The organism is Marinobacter sp. SS21, from assembly GCF_028369065.1.
Lineage (GTDB): Bacteria > Pseudomonadota > Gammaproteobacteria > Pseudomonadales > Oleiphilaceae > Marinobacter.
Map to the genome: position 1 here is coordinate 12,145 of NZ_JAQNDA010000003.1, position 19,750 is coordinate 31,894.

At 57.8% G+C, this 19,750-nt stretch carries 25 protein-coding genes and 1 tRNA gene; 21 read left to right on the forward strand and 5 right to left on the reverse strand.

Going from position 1 to position 19,750, the window contains the following annotated elements:
• Positions 1-44: 44 nt before the first annotated feature.
• The 10 genes from N6L25_RS04515 (at position 45) to N6L25_RS04560 (ending at position 8,553) form a co-directional block, all read left to right on the forward strand.
• Positions 45-1,001 carry an acyl-CoA desaturase gene (locus tag N6L25_RS04515; RefSeq protein WP_271978345.1) on the forward strand — a complete coding sequence of 319 codons (957 nt, stop codon included), beginning with the start codon at positions 45-47 and terminating at the stop codon, positions 999-1,001.
• Entirely contained in the window at positions 998-1,465 is a 468-nt protein-coding gene (locus N6L25_RS04520) for a nuclear transport factor 2 family protein (RefSeq protein ID WP_271978346.1), read from the forward strand. Before N6L25_RS04515 ends, N6L25_RS04520 begins: the two co-directional genes overlap by 4 nt.
• Positions 1,462-2,262: an SDR family NAD(P)-dependent oxidoreductase gene (locus N6L25_RS04525; protein WP_271978348.1), complete on the forward strand. Its 801-nt coding sequence runs from the start codon at positions 1,462-1,464 to the stop codon at positions 2,260-2,262. The genes N6L25_RS04520 and N6L25_RS04525 overlap by 4 nt, the downstream gene beginning before the upstream one ends.
• Entirely contained in the window at positions 2,259-3,524 is a 1,266-nt protein-coding gene (locus tag N6L25_RS04530) for an NAD(P)/FAD-dependent oxidoreductase (protein ID WP_271978350.1), read from the forward strand. Before N6L25_RS04525 ends, N6L25_RS04530 begins: the two co-directional genes overlap by 4 nt.
• Positions 3,521-4,450 (forward strand): DUF1365 domain-containing protein, encoded by a 930-nt coding sequence (locus N6L25_RS04535; protein ID WP_271978352.1) that lies wholly within the window; start codon positions 3,521-3,523, stop codon positions 4,448-4,450. The genes N6L25_RS04530 and N6L25_RS04535 overlap by 4 nt, the downstream gene beginning before the upstream one ends.
• Positions 4,438-5,700, forward strand: coding sequence for an SAM-dependent methyltransferase (locus N6L25_RS04540; RefSeq protein ID WP_271978354.1), 1,263 nt, complete (start codon positions 4,438-4,440; stop codon positions 5,698-5,700). The genes N6L25_RS04535 and N6L25_RS04540 overlap by 13 nt, the downstream gene beginning before the upstream one ends.
• A complete protein-coding gene (locus N6L25_RS04545; RefSeq protein ID WP_271978356.1) occupies positions 5,693-6,211 on the forward strand; it encodes a DUF2878 domain-containing protein in 519 nt (172 codons plus the stop codon). Before N6L25_RS04540 ends, N6L25_RS04545 begins: the two co-directional genes overlap by 8 nt.
• On the forward strand, positions 6,208-6,996 hold the full coding sequence (locus N6L25_RS04550; RefSeq protein ID WP_271978358.1) for a hypothetical protein: 789 nt from the start codon (positions 6,208-6,210) through the stop codon (positions 6,994-6,996). Before N6L25_RS04545 ends, N6L25_RS04550 begins: the two co-directional genes overlap by 4 nt.
• Before the next feature lie 83 nt (positions 6,997-7,079).
• A complete protein-coding gene (gene xthA, locus N6L25_RS04555) occupies positions 7,080-7,892 on the forward strand; it encodes an exodeoxyribonuclease III (RefSeq protein WP_271978359.1) in 813 nt (270 codons plus the stop codon).
• A 28-nt stretch (positions 7,893-7,920) separates the two neighbouring features.
• Positions 7,921-8,553, forward strand: a complete 633-nt coding sequence (locus N6L25_RS04560; protein WP_271978361.1) for a TetR/AcrR family transcriptional regulator — start codon at positions 7,921-7,923, stop codon at positions 8,551-8,553.
• A gap of 142 nt (positions 8,554-8,695) precedes the next feature.
• Here the strand turns inward: N6L25_RS04560 and N6L25_RS04565 are convergent, their stop codons facing one another.
• Positions 8,696-9,106 (reverse strand): phasin family protein, encoded by a 411-nt coding sequence (locus N6L25_RS04565; protein ID WP_271978363.1) that lies wholly within the window; start codon positions 9,104-9,106, stop codon positions 8,696-8,698.
• Between the two features lie 486 nt (positions 9,107-9,592).
• Here N6L25_RS04565 and N6L25_RS04570 point away from each other — a divergent pair, with 486 nt between their 5' ends.
• The 5 genes from N6L25_RS04570 (at position 9,593) to N6L25_RS04590 (ending at position 13,625) form a co-directional block, all read left to right on the forward strand.
• Entirely contained in the window at positions 9,593-10,021 is a 429-nt protein-coding gene (locus N6L25_RS04570; protein ID WP_271978365.1) for a TIGR01244 family sulfur transferase, read from the forward strand.
• Between the two features lie 40 nt (positions 10,022-10,061).
• Positions 10,062-11,153, forward strand: a complete 1,092-nt coding sequence (gene hemH / locus N6L25_RS04575) for a ferrochelatase (RefSeq protein WP_271978367.1) — start codon at positions 10,062-10,064, stop codon at positions 11,151-11,153.
• Positions 11,154-11,263: 110 nt separating this feature from the next.
• Positions 11,264-12,004, forward strand: a complete 741-nt coding sequence (locus tag N6L25_RS04580; protein WP_271978369.1) for a 5-oxoprolinase subunit PxpA — start codon at positions 11,264-11,266, stop codon at positions 12,002-12,004.
• An 8-nt stretch (positions 12,005-12,012) separates the two neighbouring features.
• Positions 12,013-12,681 carry a 5-oxoprolinase subunit PxpB gene (gene pxpB / locus N6L25_RS04585; RefSeq protein ID WP_334312381.1) on the forward strand — a complete coding sequence of 223 codons (669 nt, stop codon included), beginning with the start codon at positions 12,013-12,015 and terminating at the stop codon, positions 12,679-12,681.
• Positions 12,678-13,625 (forward strand): biotin-dependent carboxyltransferase family protein, encoded by a 948-nt coding sequence (locus N6L25_RS04590; protein ID WP_271978373.1) that lies wholly within the window; start codon positions 12,678-12,680, stop codon positions 13,623-13,625. The genes pxpB and N6L25_RS04590 overlap by 4 nt, the downstream gene beginning before the upstream one ends.
• Before the next feature lie 101 nt (positions 13,626-13,726).
• Here the strand turns inward: N6L25_RS04590 and N6L25_RS04595 are convergent.
• Positions 13,727-13,817: transfer RNA gene (locus N6L25_RS04595), tRNA-Ser, on the reverse strand.
• A gap of 211 nt (positions 13,818-14,028) precedes the next feature.
• Between N6L25_RS04595 and N6L25_RS04600 the strand changes: the two genes are divergently transcribed.
• The 6 genes from N6L25_RS04600 (at position 14,029) to N6L25_RS04625 (ending at position 17,273) form a co-directional block, all read left to right on the forward strand.
• Positions 14,029-14,748 carry a Bax inhibitor-1/YccA family protein gene (locus tag N6L25_RS04600; protein ID WP_442915205.1) on the forward strand — a complete coding sequence of 240 codons (720 nt, stop codon included), beginning with the start codon at positions 14,029-14,031 and terminating at the stop codon, positions 14,746-14,748.
• Between the two features lie 101 nt (positions 14,749-14,849).
• Positions 14,850-15,266, forward strand: a complete 417-nt coding sequence (gene tusD / locus N6L25_RS04605; protein WP_271978375.1) for a sulfurtransferase complex subunit TusD — start codon at positions 14,850-14,852, stop codon at positions 15,264-15,266.
• A 3-nt stretch (positions 15,267-15,269) separates the two neighbouring features.
• Positions 15,270-15,617, forward strand: coding sequence for a DsrE family protein (locus tag N6L25_RS04610; protein ID WP_271978378.1), 348 nt, complete (start codon positions 15,270-15,272; stop codon positions 15,615-15,617).
• Positions 15,618-15,628: 11 nt separating this feature from the next.
• Complete coding sequence (tusB, locus tag N6L25_RS04615) at positions 15,629-15,898, forward strand: sulfurtransferase complex subunit TusB (protein ID WP_271978380.1); 270 nt, start codon at positions 15,629-15,631, stop codon at positions 15,896-15,898.
• Between the two features lie 6 nt (positions 15,899-15,904).
• Positions 15,905-16,222 (forward strand): TusE/DsrC/DsvC family sulfur relay protein, encoded by a 318-nt coding sequence (locus tag N6L25_RS04620; RefSeq protein ID WP_271978382.1) that lies wholly within the window; start codon positions 15,905-15,907, stop codon positions 16,220-16,222.
• A 16-nt stretch (positions 16,223-16,238) separates the two neighbouring features.
• Positions 16,239-17,273, forward strand: coding sequence for a glycosyl transferase family protein (locus N6L25_RS04625; RefSeq protein ID WP_271978384.1), 1,035 nt, complete (start codon positions 16,239-16,241; stop codon positions 17,271-17,273).
• Positions 17,274-17,287: 14 nt separating this feature from the next.
• Here the strand turns inward: N6L25_RS04625 and N6L25_RS04630 are convergent, their stop codons facing one another.
• The 3 genes from N6L25_RS04630 to nfuA all read right to left on the reverse strand — a co-directional run bounded on the left by N6L25_RS04630 (position 17,288) and on the right by nfuA (position 19,735).
• Positions 17,288-17,641 (reverse strand): hypothetical protein, encoded by a 354-nt coding sequence (locus N6L25_RS04630; RefSeq protein ID WP_271978386.1) that lies wholly within the window; start codon positions 17,639-17,641, stop codon positions 17,288-17,290.
• A 49-nt stretch (positions 17,642-17,690) separates the two neighbouring features.
• Positions 17,691-18,806 (reverse strand): hypothetical protein, encoded by a 1,116-nt coding sequence (locus N6L25_RS04635; RefSeq protein WP_271978388.1) that lies wholly within the window; start codon positions 18,804-18,806, stop codon positions 17,691-17,693.
• A gap of 341 nt (positions 18,807-19,147) precedes the next feature.
• The gene (gene nfuA / locus N6L25_RS04640) at positions 19,148-19,735 is read right to left on the reverse strand and encodes a Fe-S biogenesis protein NfuA (protein ID WP_271978390.1); all 588 of its coding nucleotides are present in this window, start codon (positions 19,733-19,735) and stop codon (positions 19,148-19,150) included.
• Between the last annotated feature and the right edge of the window lie 15 nt (positions 19,736-19,750).

Genomic DNA, 19,750 nt, shown 5'->3' on the forward strand with positions numbered 1-19,750 from the left:
AGGCCCCACAACTGACAACCCGCGATTGAAAGGACCCATCGGGTATGACCCAGCATCACCAATGGCTTCATCACGTTCTCAGATGGTTCGACGCTGATGCCAACACGACTCACCTCGATTCCACTTCTCGGCGATTCAACCCGGTTCGCGTTTTGCCGTTCATTGGCATTCACCTAGCCTGCCTGGGAGTGCTGTACGTCGGAATCAGCCCCTTCGCCTTGGCCTTTTCCGGCGGCTTCTTCCTGATCCGGATGTTCGCCATTACCGGGTTTTACCACCGCTACTTTGCCCACAAGACCTTCAAGACCAGCAGGCTGTGGCAGTTCCTGTTTGCGGTTCTCGCCGCCTCCGCAGGGCAAAGGGGGCCCTTATGGTGGGCTGCGCACCATCGACACCACCATCAACATTCCGACCAGTCGGCGGACATCCACTCTCCACACCACGGCGGCTTCTGGTGGGCCCACTTGGGTTGGTTCACCTGCGATGCCGGTTTTGTTACCGACGAAAAGAGGGTAAGGGACTGGTTGAAGTTCCCTGAACTCCGGTTTCTCAATCGTTTCGATAGCCTGGTTCCGGTACTCGCCGCCATTGCCATCTATGGGCTGGGCGAAACCCTCTGTGTGCTCGCGCCCTCACTGCAAACTGATGGGCCGCAGTTGCTGGTGTGGGGGTTCATGATCTCCACGGTTGTTCTGTTCCATGCCACCGTATCCATCAATTCCCTCGCCCATGTCTGGGGCCGCCGACGCTTCAACACTGACGACAACAGCCGCAATAACCTGCTCCTGGCGCTGATTACCCTGGGTGAGGGCTGGCACAACAACCACCACCGCTGGCCATTGTCTGCTCGCCAGGGTTTCCGCTGGTATGAAGTGGATCTGACCTACTATGGCCTGTGGCTGCTCAGCAAACTGGGGGTTATTTGGGAGCTGAAGCCCGTTCCACAGCACATCATGGAGGAAGCCCTGGCGCTTGATAAAGGCAGGAGGTATCAGCCATGACGGTCCACAGTTTCAATGGCCACGACGCCACCACCAATCAACAGTTATCGTTGCTGCAGGAATTCATGAACCTGTTCAACACCATACAAGCCAAGCGCATAGGCCCGTTGGACGCCGTGTACCACCCTGACGTCAAGTTCCAGGACCCCTTTGTCACGATTCAAACTCGCCCGGAATTGGCACGTTATCTTGAGGCGGCCTATCACAATGTCCTTTCATGTCGCTTCCAGTTCGGCGATCCGGTGCTGTCAGGCAACGCCGCATACCTGCCTTGGCTGATGACGGTCTGCCACAAGCGCCTGCGCGGAGGCGACCCCATTGTGGTGGAAGGGGTCAGTTATCTGCGCGACTGTGACGGGCGCATCATCTGGCATCGGGACTATTTCGACGCCGGCCAGCTGGTCTATGAGAACATTCCGGTGCTTGGCGCTGTTGTCCGCTGGCTTCGGAGGCACGCAGGATGACCCGGTATCTGAACACCCCCACCGACATCTGGTTAACCGGGGCTGGCTCGGGCATCGGCTATGAACTCGCCGACCAGCTGATCCAATCCGGGCACCGGCTTCGCCTCTCCGCACGCCGCTGTGAGCCCCTGGCGCGACTGGCGACCGCAGCACCGGATCGGGTTCGGGTTTTACCGCTGGACATGACCGATCGCGATGCCACCATCGCCATGACATCTGACCTGCTCGAGCCCAGCCCGGTGCAACTGGCCATTCTTAACGCGGGCACCTGTGAGTATCTGGACGCCAGTCGATTCAGCAGCCAGGTCATTGCAAACAACGTCAACACCAACCTACTGGGCACCGCCAACTGCATCGAAGCTGTATTGCCAACCTTACGACAGGTCAGACGAACAGGCCTGCCGGCTGCCTTGGTGATCGTCAGTTCTTCGGCAAGTTGGTTCCCCTTCGCCAGGGCGGAGGGCTACGGCGCTTCGAAAGCCGCACTCACTTATCTGGCCCATTCCCTGAGAGCAGATCTGGCCGCCGAAGGCATTGAGGTGACAGTGGTATCGCCAGGATTTGTAAAAACCCCGCTCACCGACCGCAACGATTTTCCCATGCCGTTTCTGATCACCGCGGAGCAAGCCGCCCAAAAAATCCTGGCGGGACTGAGGGTCGGGCGACGGGATATCCACTTTCCACGCCGTTTCACCTGGCTGCTCAAGATATTGAGCGCCCTGCCGCAACCCCTGATCGATCGCCTCGCGGCCCGTTTGAACCGAACGGCTTCCGATCACCAGGAACTTCGCCCATGAACCAGAATCGCCAGCGAATCGCGGTTATTGGCGCCGGCGTCGCAGGGCTCACCAGCGCCTGGCTATTAGCGGAGCATCACGATGTCACCGTGTTTGAGGCGGCTGGCTATGCCGGTGGCCACACCAACACACGGCTGGTGAAACTTAACGGGCGGACCTGGCCGGTCAATACCGGCTTCATCGTCTTCAACGACTGGACCTACCCCAATTTCATCAAGTTGCTGGAGCGCCTCGGTGTGCCCTCGGAGATCAGCGACATGAGTTTCAGTGTCGACAGCCCCAGGAACGGGCTGCAATACAACGGAACCCGTGTTAATACGCTGTTTGCCCAACGTCGCAACCTGCTGAGCCCGCCTTTCCTGCGGATGATTTTGGATATCCTGCGATTCAATCGCCTGACCCAGCGGGAGCTTGACGCCAACCTGATTAACGATGACGAATCCCTGGGCAGCTATCTCAAGCGGCACGGCTTTTCCCGCTACTTCCGGGACTATTACATCGTACCCATGGGATCAGCCATCTGGTCTGCGCCAGAGCTCGCGCTGGAGCAGTTTCCGGTCCGCTTCTTCCTCCGGTTCTTCAACAACCACGGCATGTTATCCGTCGATCAACGGCCTATCTGGCGGGTCGTCTCGGGTGGTTCCGCCCAGTATGTGAACCGTATGATGGAACGACTGGGCCCGCTCACCCGGCTCAATTGCCCGGTTCAGGGGGTGCGACGCGAGCACGACGGCGTCGTCATCGCCGCGAACGGGGCGGAGCACCGCTTTGATCAGGTGGTGTTTGGCTGCCACAGCGATCAGGCCCTACACCTGCTGAACGATCCAAGCCCCGCGGAGCAGTCAGTGCTGTCCGCCATTCCGTATCAGGACAACCAGGTGGTGTTGCACACGGACAGCAGCTTGCTGCCAGCCAATCGACGCGCCTGGGCCGCGTGGAACTACTACGTACCCGAGCACGTGACTGAGCCGGTGTCGGTGACCTACAACATGAACATACTGCAGAACTTCCATGATGCGCCGGAAACATTCTGCGTTACCCTGAACCGAACCCGGGACGTTGATCCAGACCGAATCATTGAGGAGTATCGCTACGCTCATCCGGTGTTTTCCCGCGACGCAGTTGCAGCCCAACAGCGATACCAGGACATCGGTGACCGCAATCGAACCCACTATTGTGGCGCCTACTGGTTCAATGGCTTTCACGAGGACGGCGTCAACAGCGCCCTCAGGGTTGCCCGCGCGTTTGGGGTGTCACTATGAGCATGACGGCTATGAGCATGACGGCTATGAGCATGACGGCTCCGTGGGCGAGCGACTGGCTGGAAGGCACCATCCGACATCGCCGGCTTGAGCCGGTCGCCCACCGCTTCTCCTATGGAACCGGCATGCTCGCGCTCGATGTCTCGGAGTGGCATCGCTTACCCCAGCTCAGTCTCTGGTTGTCGCTGGAACGATTCAATTGGGTGTCGCTGTACCGCAACGACTATTTCAAGCCAGGTCAGCGGCCGCTGTACATGGAAATCGCTGACTGGGTGAGTGCACAAACCGGCTGGCGGCCCACGGGCCCCATCCAGCTCATTACCCACCCCCGTTACTTGGGGCATCTGTTCAACCCGGTGAGTTTCTATTTCTGCTACCCATCAGATGCTGAACCCCGCACTGGCGCCGTACCCCGAGTCATCCTGGCGCACATCACCAACACTCCCTGGCAGGAACGGCATCTGTATTGCCTGGAATGCGCGACACCGGAAGCCGGCCCCACTGGCTGGCGTACCGTGCAATTCCAGTTTTGCAAACGATTTCACGTATCGCCCTTTAATCCCATGGCGCAGGAGTACCATTGGGTATTCAGCTTCCGGGGCCCGGAGTTGCGTATCCATATGAATATCCGTGATGGCCACAAGGTGTTCGATGCAACCCTGGAGGTTCGCAGAACCCCCCTGTGCCGTCCGATTTTCCTCCGATCACTGCGCCGCTTTCCAGTGGAGTGTGCCAAGGTTGTTGCCGGTATCTACTGGCAGGCCTTGCGTCTGAAGCTGAAAGGCGCGCCATTCCACCCCCATCCGCGAACACTGCCGGACACCTCGCCACAGGATCACCAGGGCGAGTTCGATCAGGGCACCCTGTTGGCGGATTCCACTCCCCCGTCATCGCAATCCGGAAGAGTCAGATCATGGAGAATGTAAAAATAACCACCGCGAACATCACCGAATCCAGGTTGACTTCGATCGCGCGAACGCTGGTGCTCAACCAGTTGCGTTCCCTGTGCGAGGGTAGCCTGGTGATTACCGAAGCCGGACAGGGCACCACTCGGTTGGGAGACGGCGACCCCCGCTACCCGGTGGCGGAGTTGCACATCCGGGAGGCCAGCACCTGGCGCGATCTGGTCACCGGAGGCAGTATTGGCGCTGCCGAAGCCTACGTGGCCGGAGACTGGGGCAGCCCCGATCTGGTCGCCCTGCTGCGCTTCTTCGCCCGCAACGTTGACCGACTCAATGCCTTCGAGGATCGCTTCAGCTGGATATCGAAACCTGTCTTGCGAGTTTTGCATCGCCTCAACCGCAACAGCAAGGAGGGTGCCCGCAAGAACATCGCCGCCCACTACGATCTCGGAAATGAGTTGTTCGAGGCATTCCTGGACCCCTCCATGATGTATTCCTCCGCCATCTACCCCTCACCGGAGGCGACGTTGAATCAGGCTGCCAGCCACAAGCTTGACGTGATCTGCCGTAAACTTGAGCTTGGCCCTGGTGACCGGGTGGTGGAAATCGGAACCGGCTGGGGCGGTTTCGCCATTCACGCGGCCAAGCATTACGGTTGCCACGTCACCACCACCACCATCTCCAGCGCGCAACTGGCGTTGGCGCGCCAGCGGGTCAAGTCGGAAGGTCTGGAAGCACGGATCACCCTGCTGGCTAACGATTATCGAGACCTATCCGGCCAGTTCGACAAGCTGGTGTCCATCGAAATGATCGAGGCGGTGGGCCCCGAGTTCCTGGACAGCTACATCGCCCAGCTCAGCCGGCTACTCAAGCCTGATGGCCAGGCTTTGATCCAGGCCATTAACCTTCCGGAACACCGTTACCTTCGGGCAATCCGAAACGTAGACTTCATCCAGCGTTACATCTTCCCCGGCAGTTTCATCCCCTCGTTCGGAGCCATTCTTGAGTCGGTCAGACTTCGTAGCGATCTGGTACTGACCCACGTTGAAGACCTGGGCTTTCACTACGCCCGTACGCTGAAGGATTGGCAAGATCGGTTTATGAGCAAGCAGCAACAATTTGAAAGGCTGGGCTACGATCAGACCTTTCAACGGCTATGGCAGTTCTACTTCGCCTACTGTGAGGCCGGTTTCGCCGAGAGGGCGATTGGCGTTTCTCAGCTTCAGTTGAGTAAACCCCGCCACCGCGGCCTGGCAGCAAGCTGTTATGGCTAACCGCAACGCGCTCGAAAGTGTGTTCAATTTTGCTGCCTTTCAGGCTGGCTGGCTGATCTGCGTGCTGTTCACCAACCTGTTGGCAGCCTGCGCAGCCCTAGCACTGATACTGGTACACCTGCGCTGGGTCAGCGCCGTACCGGCTACCGAAGCCCTGTTCATTCTGGTGGGTACGTTAGCCGGCACTGTGCTCGACAGCCTATGGCTCGCTACCGGTGTACTGAGCACCACACCGGCGAGCAGTCTTGCCCCCCTTTGGCTGGTGGCACTGTGGGGGTTGTTCATGACCACCCTGAGCCATTCCCTGGCCTGGCTTGGTGGACACCGGGTGTTGCCCTATCTGCTCGCCCCCATTGCTGGTCCAGCCGCCTACTGGGCCGCTTCCGGCTTGGGAGCCGTCGACATTGGGGATCAGATGCTTGCCACCGGGTTGTTGGCGGTCGGCTGGATGCTCCTGCTGCCTTCTTTGCTCAGTCTTCGTAAACGTTATTTCCCGAGTTTGGTGCGATGATCAAGCTACGAGCCCTGTTGTTCTGGCAGCGCCTGCCTACCCTGTTCGGTCTGTTGCCGGCGATGGCTTTGGCTTTACTTGCCTGCCCCAAACTGTACGCCATGGACGCGCAGCAGCGCTTCGTTGGCCGGGCTTATGGTGACAACGGCGATCTGCTCTACTCCGAGTTTCATGCGTTGCGGGGCGAATGCATGCAGGGCCAATGGCTTCCGCAGGAACATGAAGTGTTGTATCTGAAACCCGACCACGAACTGCCCTTTGCCCGCAAGACCCTAAGCTACGGCAACTCGCTATTGCGCCCCGAAGTGGATTTTCACCAATCTGATTGGCAGGAAACGCTATGGATACGCTACCAGGAGGATGAAACGGTCAGAATAGTTTGGCGCCGGGGCGAGACTAAGGAACGGAGCTTCAGCGTTGATCCGCCCTCAGATCTGGTCTTTGACGCTGGCTTTGACCATCTGGTTCGCCAGTCCTGGCGCCAGCTGCAGCGTGGTACAGTCGTAGAGTTCCGTTTTCTCGCGCCGACGCGGGCGCGCAGCTACCAGTTCCAGCTCAAGCCTCTGGCAACGGACTTGGCCCAGGGCGGGCTGAATGTCGTGATTCGCCCCACTGGCCTGCTCACCCGGATGCTGGTAGCACCTATCGAGCTGTCCTATAACCCCAGGGGTTTTTTGACCCGTTTTAATGGTCTCACGAACATCCGTCAGGATGAGCAGGTTCACTATAACGCCGACATCCACTACGACGTCCTCCAGCAGCCGGATTGCCGCCTCATTCCCTAAGTTGTTCGCCCGTAAGCCCAGCTCAATTCTATGATAGACTCCACCAGTCCCATAAGCCCATGAGCCAATTGAGCAATCGCCCCATGATGTTCGTTTCGTTTAACGTCAACAGTATCCGGACCCGTTTACACCAGCTGCAGGCAGTGATCGACACCTACCAGCCAGATATTATCGGTCTGCAGGAAACCAAGGTGACGGATGCAGATTTCCCGCTGGCGGACATTGAGGGCATGGGCTATCAGGTACACTTTCACGGCCAGAAAACGCACTACGGAGTCGCATTATTGTCCCGGCAGAGCCCCGACCGCATTCAAAAAGGCTATCCCTGGGACCCGGAAGATGCCCAACGGCGTTTCATTGCCGGAGAATTTACCGTGAACGGCCAGAAACTGACGGTGATCAATGGCTACTTCCCCCAAGGCGAGAACCGCAGTCACGAGACCAAGTTCCCGGCCAAGCGAAAGTTCTACGCCGACCTGTTGACGTATCTGGATGACCTAAAAAATAACGACCATCACATTGTCGTGATGGGCGACGTGAACATCTCGCCCACCGACAAGGACATTGGTATCGGCGAAGCCAATGCCAAACGCTGGCTGAGAGAAGGCAAGACCAGCTTCCTGCCCGAGGAGCGGGAATGGCTGGCTCAGGTGGAGGCCCGGGGCCTGACCGATGTGTTCCGCCACCTACACCCGGACGAATCGAACACTTTCAGCTGGTTCGATTACCGTAGCCGGGGCTTTGAACGTGAGCCCAAACGTGGGCTCAGAATCGACCTGATCATGGCCAGCGACGGACTGTTGGAGCGCGCATCCGAAGCCGGTGTCTCGTACGACATTCGGGGCATGGAAAAGCCCTCTGATCACTGTCCGGTGTGGACACGGTTCGATTTCTAAGCGCGGGGAATGCAGTGCAGGTCGCCTTATGACGAAAAAAATTAAAACCCGAGACCGCATCCTGATCACCAGCCTGTCGCTATTTAACACCGTTGGCGAACCTAACGTGACCACTCTGCTGATCTCCGACGAGCTGGATATCAGTCCGGGTAATCTGTATTACCACTTCAAGAGCAAAGGCGACATCGTCACCGAGCTGTTCGACCAGTACGAAACGGAGATGCGGGACCTGCTCGCGGTGCCGCAGGATGCGGCGATCTCACTGGATCAGATTTCCATATTTCTGCATCTGATGTTTGAAGCGGTGTCCCGCTACCGCTTCCTCTATCAGGATCTGGTGAATGTGCTGTCGCGATACGAGAGTCTACAGTCCAGGTTTCGCAGAATCCTCGCAAAAAAACGCTCGGCCTTCCGCACCATTTGCACCAGTTTGAGCCATCAGGGAATTGCGGACTTCTCTCTACAGGAACTTGAAGCCCTGTGCGAACAACTAACGATAACCATTTGTTATTGGGTTAGTTTCGACAGTCTTTCGCATTTGGAAGATCGTGAAGCCATCGATCCGGGGCGGGGGGTCTACCAGATGATGCACCTCATACTTCCCTACCTCAAAGAGACGGAAAAGGACGAGGTGTATCTGCTAAGTCAAGAGTACCTTTAGGCAAGAGTACCGATAGCCAAGAGTACCGACAGCCAAGAGTACCGACAGCCAAGAGTACCGACAGCCAAGAGCACGTGTAGCCAGGAATACCGTGAGTCAGGCTTACCGTGGAGCCTGACGCACCCGTCACCGGCCAATATCATTAATTGTCTTCAGGCGATTCGCCTCGCAGGCGGCGGATTTCCGCCTCCAGCACGGCTATACGCCGCTCCATTTCTTCTATCTCTTCCCGGCGGTGGATACCCAGTCGGCGCAGCGCTCCGGAAACCCGCTGATCAAAAAGATTCTCCAGTTTGTCCCAGGTGCCCGTGGCCCGCTCACGAACGTCTTCCACTCGATCCTCAACCTGCTTGACGTGTTTCTCGACAACGTCGCGAGTCTTGCTTTCTAGCTGCTCACCTTCGTGGACAAGACGCTCAAAAAATCGGCCAGCATCTTCTTCCGCCTTGGTATATGCCCCTAACCCGGCGAGCCAGATTTGCCGGGCTGAATCTTTGATTTTATTCGCCAACTGGGGATCGTTTTCGGGCGGGGTCTGCTGTTCGTCAGACATTCTAAAACCTCTGGCTTTGTCTGTTTGGGAGTCTCAAATAGAGGCGATCGCATTCCATGCGTCTGGGTGGTCTCTGTTCCAATCCAGAACTCCCCTGAGGCCTCAACACGATAAGCTATTGTATTACACCGCCGCCATAAATTCAGTTCCATTATGCGGTACGGGGAGTCAAAAAATCGGGGTCGCTTCTGAACGCTATAAGTACAACCTTCATATACCAAAATGTACTCAAAGTATCGGCGTTCCGCCTTGAACTGTTCACATTATCGTCAATACTTCCCTATACCGGTGTCCCTGCTGATGCCGGTTTGTCTGGAAGTCTTTCATGGATACTACTCGCACGCCTCTGCCCGGCCATCAGCGCCGGGCTTTTTTTGCCCGCTCGTCCCGTTTTTTTTCACGGATTTCCATGCCCGATGTGGCGCCCGCAGTCTGACAAAGGACCGACAGCTGTGTCATCATAACGATTTAACCCATGGGTGACGTATGGATATCAGAAAGATTGATGAAACCATTGCGGTATCACCGCAAATTCAGCCCGACGACATTCGCGAAATCGCGGCATTGGGCTACCGCACCGTGATTGCCAACCGCCCCGACCAGGAGGAGTTTGGCCAGCCCTTGATGTCGGAAATTGAAGCCGCCGCGAAGGAACACGGGTTGCAGTGGATTTATCAGCCGGTGGAGTCTGGCAACATTTTCGACCGCGATGTGGAACAGTTTGGCGCACTGGTGGCGAACGCCGAAAAGCCCATCCTGGCGTTTTGCCGCTCAGGAACCCGTTGCTGCGCGCTCTGGGCGATGAGCAATGCAAAAGATACACCCGCAGATGCGCTGATCATCAAGGCCAGGGCCGCTGGCTACGACCTCAGTGGGCTCAAACCCCGCCTGCTGCAACAAACCGAACAGAGCTGACCGCCACTACCCACCCGGGCCTGCAAGGACACCATCACACATGCAATACAAAGGTGCTGAGCAATTTGCTCATGGCCAGCCGGACAAATTCGGGGTGTTGATCACCAACCTGGGCACCCCCGACGCCCCAACAACCTCCGCACTCCGACGTTACCTCTCGGAATTCCTGGCCGATCCGCGGGTGGTCGAAGTGCCCAGGCTGCTTTGGTGGCTGGTGTTGCACGGCGTCATCCTGAGAATACGCCCTCCACGGTCCGCCAAGGCCTATCAAAAAGTGTGGACCCAAGAGGGCTCGCCCCTGCTTATCCACACCCGCAACCAATGCAGCGCGATCCAGGCCACCCTGAGCAAACGTTACGGAGATAAAGTGGTGGTGCAGTTCGCCATGCGCTACGGCAACCCATCCATTGCCAGCGCCCTGGACACCTTCCAGGAGCAGGGTGTGCGGCAGTTGCTGATATTGCCTCTGTATCCGCAGTATTCCGCCTCCACCTCCGCCTCTACCTTTGACGCCATTGCCGCCGATTACACCCGACGGCGTTGGCTGCCGGATATCCGCTTTGTCAGTCATTACCCGGATTTTCCGCCTTACATTGAAGCCATGGCCACCCACATTGAGCAACATTGGCAGCAACAAGGACGTCATCAGAAGCTGATCCTGTCATACCACGGGATTCCACAGAAGTATCTGCATCGAGGTGACCCCTACTACTGCGAATGCCACCAAACTTCCCGCTTGCTGGCAGATAGGCTGGGGCTCGCCGAGGATCAGTATCAGACGACCTTTCAGTCCCGCTTTGGTCGGGAAGCCTGGTTACAGCCCTACACCGATGAAACGCTAAAACAGCTGGCGACCAATGGCACGCAGAGTGTCGATGTGTTCTGTCCGGGTTTCTCGGCCGATTGCCTGGAAACCATCGAAGAAATTGACGAGGAAAACCGGGGCTTTTTCCTGGGGGCCGGGGGCAAGGCGTTTAGTTACATTCCCGCATTGAACAGCTCGCCTGCTCACATCGACGCATTGGTTCAACTGATCGAGAGAAATCTGCAGGGCTGGGAACTGTCCACTGACGCGCCCGAAGCGTCGCAGCAAAGCCGACTACGGGCTACCGCTTTGGGCGCCCCCCGCTAGAGAGGGCCACGGCGAGTGGAAACCCTGCACCCAAAACCGCGTCATACCAAAGAAGCCGGAGTACCGTGTTTGGGGCAGGAGCCCCTACTCGGCAACAGGAATCGACAAGCATGAAACTCAACTGCGACCTGGGCGAAAGTTACGGCGCCTGGACCATGGGCCAAGACGATCAGGTGATGCCGCTGATCGACATGGCCAATATTGCCTGCGGCTTTCACGCCGGCGATCCAGTGACCATGCGCAACGCCGTATCCCTGGCGGCAAAGAACGGGGTACAGATCGGCGCGCACCCTTCCTACCAGGACCTGGTGGGCTTTGGCCGCCGCTCAATCGCCCATTCGCCAGACGAAGTCACCGCATTGATGCTTTACCAGTTAGGGGCCCTGGAGGGCATCTGTCGGGCGGAGGGCGTTGAGCTCAGCTACGTGAAACCTCACGGTGCCCTCAATAACGACATGATGAAAGATCCCGCCCTGCTTGAAACGGTTATGCAGGCGGTCATTTGCTACCGTTCAGACCTGGCGCTGATGATTCCAGCGACCTCCAAGTACCGGGAACACCGCGCCCTGGCCGAACGGGTTGGGCTTCCGTTAATCCTCGAAGCCTTCGCCGACCGCGCCTACGACGATGCCGGCCAGTTGGTGCCTCGCAGCCAGCCAGGCGCCGTGCATCACGCGCCCGAGGTCATCGTCCAACAGGCGCTGTCGTTTGCCAACCAGGGCGGGCTACGCAGCATATCCGGCCAATGGCTTGAGCTACCGGCAGAGAGCCTATGCGTCCACGGAGACAACGCAGCCGCCCTGGAAGCGGTGCGCGCGATTCGCCAGGCCTTTGCTGAACGCAGCCAATGATCTCCTGCGTGTCTGACGACAGCATCCTGATTCGGCTGGGGGAATCCATCGACCCCGACTTAACCGCCCGAATCGCGGCGCTCTGCATCGCCATAGAATCGCAGCATAGCGCCTGGGTCACCGACGTGGTGCCCTCTTACACCACGGTCCTGGTCAGCTACGACCCCTCAATGATTGATTTCCGACGGGCCCGACAGGCGCTGGTCCCGCTGCTGCACAGTAGTACAGAGGCCGGAACCGTTGCCCCGGCCCGATCAGGCACGGTCCATGAGATCCCCGTTTACTACGCGCCCGAAAGCGGACCGGATTTGCAGAACCTGGCGTACAACAAGAGCCTTTCGGTTGCCAAGGTAATCCAGTACCACACCGCTGTCACCTATCAGGTCTTTGCCATAGGGTTCCTGCCGGGCTTTGGCTTTCTTGGCTCAGTGGCTGAGGCGATCGCAACCCCCCGGCGCCAGTCCCCCCGCAAGCAGGTGCCGGCCGGCAGCGTGGGGATTGCCAACCAGCAAACCGCCATCTACCCCAAAGCCTCCCCCGGCGGCTGGCAGCTTATTGGCCGCAGCCCGGTCACCATGTTTGATGTGGATGGGCTGTCACGTCTTAAGGTGGGCGACGGCGTACGCTTCCATGCCGTCAGCCGCAGCGAGTACCTGAACCTGGGGGGAACTCTGTGAAATTGCTGCGAGTGATTGCGCCAGGGCCGCGCACCACGGTTCAGGACAGCGGACGACGCCACTTTCAAAAGCACGGTCTGGCCGAAGGGGGGGCGGCTGACCGTCACGCCTTCCTCTGGGCAAATAAACTGCTGGACAACGACCTTAATGCCGCCTGCCTGGAAATCACCCTGGGGGGATTCGAAGCCGAGGCCCTTGCCCACGTCTCCATCGCCCTGACCGGTGCCGATACTCGCCCGAGGATCAACGGCATCGCCGTTGCAATGTGGCAAACACTGCAGCTGACACCTGGCGACCGGCTCTCCATGACGTCGGCCGCCAGCGGCCGTTACTGTTATCTCGCCATTCGCGGCGGCCTGCAGGCCCCTACCTTGTTTGGCAGCGCGACGGTTGTCGTAAGGGAGCAGTTCGATGAACTCCGGCCCCTCGCCCGTGGCGATACCCTGACCGGATTCGACACATCACCGGCGAAACCCGCGCGGATGCCGGTGGCAGACCGACCCATCTACGGCGCCCCGCTAAAACTGCGGCTGATTCCCGGGTACCAGTACAGCCAATTCAGCCAGACTGACCGGGCCCGGTTCCTGTCTTCGGAGTACCGTGTCAGCACCCAGTCGGACCGCATGGGGTTCAAGCTTGAAGGTGCCGCGCTACAGGATCCGCCTCCGGGCATTGTCTCTGAAGGCATCGCTCTGGGCTCGGTACAGGTTCCGGGCGACGGTGACCCGATCGTGCTGCTAAAAGACCGGCAGACGATTGGCGGCTATCCCAAACTGGGCACACTATGCGCGCTGGATTGCTATCGACTCGCCCAGGCCCAACCGGGACAGGCTGTCGGCTTTGAGGTGTCTGATATCGCCACCACGCAAAACGAACGCATGCTGTTTGAGAGTATGTTCCGAAATACACACTGGAATAAATGCGGCGACGGGCTCGCCTGGTAATGACGCCGGTTTAATTCAAGCGACTGGGTTTCACATTGGAAACGCTTCAGCAGTGAGGCAATCGACTTGAGGGCAACGAAGAAGAAACTGAAGAGAAAAAGTGGCGGTGGGCCAGGGATTCGAACCCCGGGAAGGCTATTAACCTTCGCTGGTTTTCAAGACCAGTGCATTCAACCGCTCTGCCAGCCCACCGTATAACACTCTGTTCGCCATCATTGCGACAGCGGTGTGCATGATACCGGATTCGCCTCCTCTGTCAACGCCTTGCAAGGCTTTATCAACATTAACGCGATGTAATGAAATCCTTTCGCCAAGTTAGGGTCGTAAACGATTGAAAGTTCCTTCCCGAACACTATTATGGGGAGTAGCTTTAAACGTTTTCGTTTTTTACACGGAGATCACGATGGAAGACAGACGATTTAACGGGCAGCAGAATCAGGGAGTTTACGCTGCTTCAGCCTCCCACGCCGGCGCGGGCATCCAAGCCGATGCAATGAAGGTGCTGCGTAATACTTATTCGCTGCTGGCGATGACGCTGGCCTTTAGCGCCATCATGGCGGGTGTGTCCATGGCGGTTGGTCTTGGTCGTGGCGCAAGCCTGATCTGTAGCCTGGGCGCGTTGGCCCTGGTCTGGCTGGTGCTTCCGCGGACCGCCAACAGCTCCGCGGGCATTGGCGTGGTCTTCGCTTTCACCGGCCTGCTTGGCCTTTCGCTTGGCCCCCTGCTCCTCCACTACCTGGCGATGCCTAATGGTGGCAGCATCGTAATGCAGGCCCTGGGTGGCACCGCTGCGGTATTCTTTGCGCTGTCCGGCTACGTTCTGACCACCCGCAAAGACTTCAGCTTCATGGGCGGATTCCTGTTCGCCGGCCTCATTGTGGTGCTTGTAGCCGCGCTTGGCGCTGTCGTTGCCGGCATGTTTGGCGTAGAAGTGAGCGCCTTCAGCCTGGCGATCAGTGCCGCCATCGTGATGCTGATGTCCGGTTTCATCCTGTTTGATACTAGCCGTATCATCAATGGTGGTGAAACCAACTACATCATGGCCACTACCGCGCTTTACCTGAACATTTACAACCTGTTCACCAGCCTGCTTCATCTGATTGGTGCGTTCAGCGACGACTGATCTGCCCAAAAGTAGGTAAAAAGAGCCCCGGCCCACTGCCGGGGCTTTTTGGTTGTGGGTTACAATATTCAGTAAGTCATGTATTGCGCGTGTGAAATCCAATGACAGCTTCCCAATTTGTGCAGTTTACCCTGGTGGTGACGGGCGCACCCTATACCAGCCAGGCACCGCAAACCGCCTTGCATTTCGCTAGAGCTGCGATCGCAGCCGGTCATACCATCGACCGGGTGTTTCTCTATGGCGATGGCGTCCAACTTGCCACCAATCTGGCTTGCGCCCCCAGCGACGAACCCAACTGGCACCGCAGCTGGAGCGAATTCCTGTCCGCCGCTAACATTCCGGCCGTTGCCTGCATCGCTTCGGCGCTGCGTCGCGGCGTCATTAATGACGAGGAACGCGCCCGATACGAGCGCGACGCCAACAATCTGGCATCGCCTTTTCAGCTGCTCGGCCTGGGAGAATGGGTGGAGAGCGTGGCGAGTACCTCCAAGGTTATCTATTTTCATGCCGGAGGCTGATGGATGAGCGTACTGATCATTATCGACCAAGCCCCCTACGGCAACTGGAGCGGGCGCGAAGCCCTGGATATGGCCCTGTCACTGGCAGCCTTCGATCAACCGGTATCGCTTTTGTTTGTCGGGGCGGGCATCAACTGGCTGCGTAAGCAGCAGAACCCCGCCCCAATCCAGCAAAAGGGAGTCAACCGCAACCTGGCTGGCGCCACGGTGTTTGGGATTGAAGAGCTGCTGGCCGATCAGGACGCGTTACAGCGTTATGGGCTTGGCGCAGAGGATCTACTCGACGGCGTCGCCATCACTCATTATGACCAAGATCTGCTTGCGAATTATTTGCACGTGGTTTGCCAATAGGACTGACAGCCATGATGACGCTTCATATTCTGAACAAATCGCCGGAACATCCCCGGTTTCGGCTCTGCCTTGAAGCCGTGGGCGACGCCGACCAGCTCCTGCTGATCGAGAATGCCGTGCTCGCACTCTCGGTTGAAGGCATCAAGCTGCCCGGCAGGATCATGGCTCTGGCATCAGACCTCGATGCCCGAGGCGTAAGCGTCGACGGCTCTGTAGACGCCATACATTACGATGGCATGGTCGCCCTTGCGGCGGCAGCGGATCGAGTTATCAGCTGGTAAACCGTCATGAGTCAGCCCAAACGCAATAACGAAGGATTTCTGGAGAACGCCTGGGAGTGGACCCCGGAAACGGCTTCCGAGATCGCCCGTGAGGACGACATCGACCTAGAGAATAACCACTGGGAAATCATTTCCTTCCTGAGAGGTTTTTACCGCGAGCACGAAATGTCACCACCCTCCAACCGACTGTTCGTCAAAGCCGTAAAAGAACATCTTGGGGAGGACAAAGGCAATAGCATCTATTTGATGCGTCTGTTTCCAGGAACGCCCGCCAAGACCGCCTGCAGAATCGCAGGACTGCCTCGCCCGACCAATTGCCTGTAATCATTTTGGAGTCACTATGGAAACTCAGGGGAACCCACTACCGGAACCCAAGCCAGGAGAACACCCCTTCGCGCCGTACGTTCGCATACTGGGCAAGGGTAAGCGGGGCTCACGCTCGCTGAACTGGGATGAGGCCCGCCATGCCATGGCAATGATCCTCAACGGTGACGTCGAAGACGTTCAGCTTGGCGCTTTTTTGATGCTTCTGCGCGTCAAGGAAGAAACCGCCGACGAACTGGCCGGTTTTGTTCAGGCGGTACGGGACCAGGCGGAAGCTCCGGTCGGATTGAAGGTCGATATCGATTGGTCCTCTTACGCAGGTAAACGCCGCCACGCGCCCTGGTATCTGTTCTCGGTACTGATGCTAAGCTCTTATGGCCTGCGCGTGTTCATCCACGGTGCCGAGGGCCACACCCCCGAGCGAATGTATTTGAGCGAAGCGTTAGCCGCGTTCGGCTTCAAGCCAGCCAGCTCCTGGAGCGACGTTCGCGCCCAGCTCGAGCTGCACAACTTCAGTTACCTCCCCCTATCCTGCTTCGCCGAGAACCTGGCCAAAATGATCGACCTGCGTCCAGTGATGGGGCTGCGCTCTCCGGTGCACTCCCTCTCTCGACTCATTAATCCACTGAATGCGCCAACGGTGCTGCAAGGTATCTTCCACCCCCCTTACGCCGGGCTTCACCAGGAAGCGGGACTTAGGCTGGGATACAGTCGCGTGGCGGTCATTCGCGGAGAAGGCGGAGAAATCGAGCGCAACCCTGACAACGCACTCACGGTCTATAAGACCGAACGCCGTGACAATGGCGAGGGGGCGCTGAGCGAAGAGGTCTGGCCTGCCCTGTTCGACCGCCGTCACGTTAAACCACAGTCACTGAGCACCAATCATATGAAGGCGGTGTGGCGGGGTGAGGCCAGCGACTCCTATGGCGAAGCCGCAGCAATCTCCACCGCCGCACTGGCACTATTGGAAGCCGGAAAGGCCAGCGACCAGGAAAGCGCCATGGCCTTGGCGAAGGAGCTTTGGGAAAACCGGGACAGAGCCCGGTTCTGAGGGAAATCGGGCGGTCAGTCCTGTCCGCCCGACCTTTTCTTGCCGGACACCGCGGACCGGCGGGCAAGGTCTTCCGCCGTGCCAATAAAACTACTCAGGCCATTCTCGAACAGGTCCGAGCCGAAACGCAGGAACTGACGGGTCGATTCCTTAGCGGCCGCCTCGGGAATGTCCTTGAACGCTTCGCCCACACCACGCTTGACACCCTGACTCACTTTGGGCTCAATATTCTCGGCAGCCTCGATCAGCTCCTGAACTTTCTTATTCAGGAACGGTTTGAGAACCGCCAGGTAAAACAAGCTAATGACAGCAAAAACAACAACAGCGGTCGCTGCAACCTGAATCAACAGCATCTGCCAGAGTTCCATAGTTTCTCTCCAGTTTTCCAGTGCCCCCTCTATAAAGGGAAGCCAAGCGTCAAATAAACGTAAACAGCCCAAACTGGATGGCGCCAGCCAGGGCGCCAAGCAAACCACCCACCACCATCAGTTGCAATTCTTCTTCCCGGAACGCCGGCCTGAGAATATCCTGAAACTCCGCAGGCTCCAATCGCTTCATCTGCTCGGACAGCACGCCCGCTACAATTGGCGCCCTTTCCCGGTTGAACTCCCGATCATCGAACACATCTCTGGTAGCCATGACCGCCTTGTCGTTCATCGCCTTCTTAAGGTCGGTATAGCCGGTCATTCCAATGGCCAGCTGGGTGGTGAGTTTCATGACTACGGTATTATCCAGTAACGGGCGCAGATGCTTCTGGATGATGGCCCGTGTGCGATCCCCATGATCGCCATGGAGCATGGCATCGGCCACTCTTTCCACCGTGAACAGCTCTTCGGCAACGAGCCGTGACCAGATGTCACTGATTTCGGGCTGACGACGCAGAAAAAGACCCTGCACTCGCCAGAACAGCAAGCGCCGGGGCTTGAGCGGGCTAAAGATCAGGTTGATGGCGAGCCAGTTGGTGACAAAGCCTACCACCAGGCCGCCAAGCGGCAGCAACCAGGGCTCGGGATAACGCAGCCAGAGCGGTGCCAGGATCGCCCCCAGCAGGCCACCAATGATGGCACCTTTATTGATGACCGAGTTCAACTCCACCGAACCCGCCTGCTTGAAGATGCGGTTCATCAAATCAGGGTGGCGGGTCAACTCACGGCTGAGTAGCGCCTTGAGATCAACGAGATCATTGAGATCGTCACCAAAGTCTTCAACCAGAGATTCGATACGGGAAGGCAATTGCTCCCGAGCCCATTCGTAAATGCGATTGCGAAGGAACAACGGCAAGTTGTCCCACAATACCGGCTGAATCTCATACATGACTTCATCGATATACTCGTCCAGCCGGGGGTTCACCTGCGACACGATCTGCTCGACGATTCGCTGGGGTTCCAGCTTGCTGTATACGGCGTTGAGGTTTCCGAACTGCTGCAGCGTACGGTCGATACAGATATGCGCCATCTTTTCGGCTTTGCGGGGAATAACACCCTGCCAGCCAATAACACCGACCCCGATAAACTGGACCGGATAGAACGACATCTGAATAGCAAGCCAGTTGGTTACCCAACCGACTATTGCCGCCATTAATGGCACAGACCAAAGTGCGATATCGACCAAAAGAAACCCCAAAAGACAAGTTTGAGCGCTAAAGCGCAAGCAAATAGGTCAGTGAGCGCCTGACGACAGGACGACCACCTTTTCTTAGTTGGCTAAATGATGATGTATTAGCTTTCCACCGGCATTGGCCGTGCAGCCCCCAAATGGGCGAAAACCAGGCAGCAAAAAAAAGACCGGCGCAATGCCGGTCTCTTTTTGAAGTCAACCAGTTAGGGGTCCCAAATAAATCTGGAATCCCTAGATCTCAGAGGCTCCCGCGTCCATTACTGGTAGTATGCATTATCCTTGACAGAATGATCTGTCACGTCTCTCACCGCGGTGATCTCAGGAACCCGCTCCTTCAGGGTGGTTTCGACGCCCTGCTTCAGGGTCAGGCTGACGGCACTGCAGCCCTGACACCCGCCGCCAAATCTCAGCACTGCAATGGACTCTTCCACCACCTCCACCAGCGACACCTCGCCCCCGTGGGACGCCAACCCGGGGTTGATCTCGGACGCGAGCACGTAGTTGATGCGATCGGTGAGCGGCGCATTTTCGTCGACATTGGGCACCTTGGCGTTTGGCGCCTTGATGGTGAGCTGGCCGCCCATCTGGTCCTTGGAGTAATCGACAAACGCCTCCTCCAGAAACGGCACTGAGGCATGGTCCAGGTACAGGACAAATTTACCGAGTTCAATCTTCTCGTCGGTCGGCACAATCTCGTTGGGCGGACAGTAAGCCAAACAGGTTTCCGCGTGCTTGGTGCCTGGCTGGGTCACGAAGATTCGGACGCCCATGCCTTCCACATCCTGCTTTTCAATAAGTTGCGCTAAGTAGTCACGCGCGGGATCTGTCACAGTTACCTGGGCCATCTCTACAACCTGTTC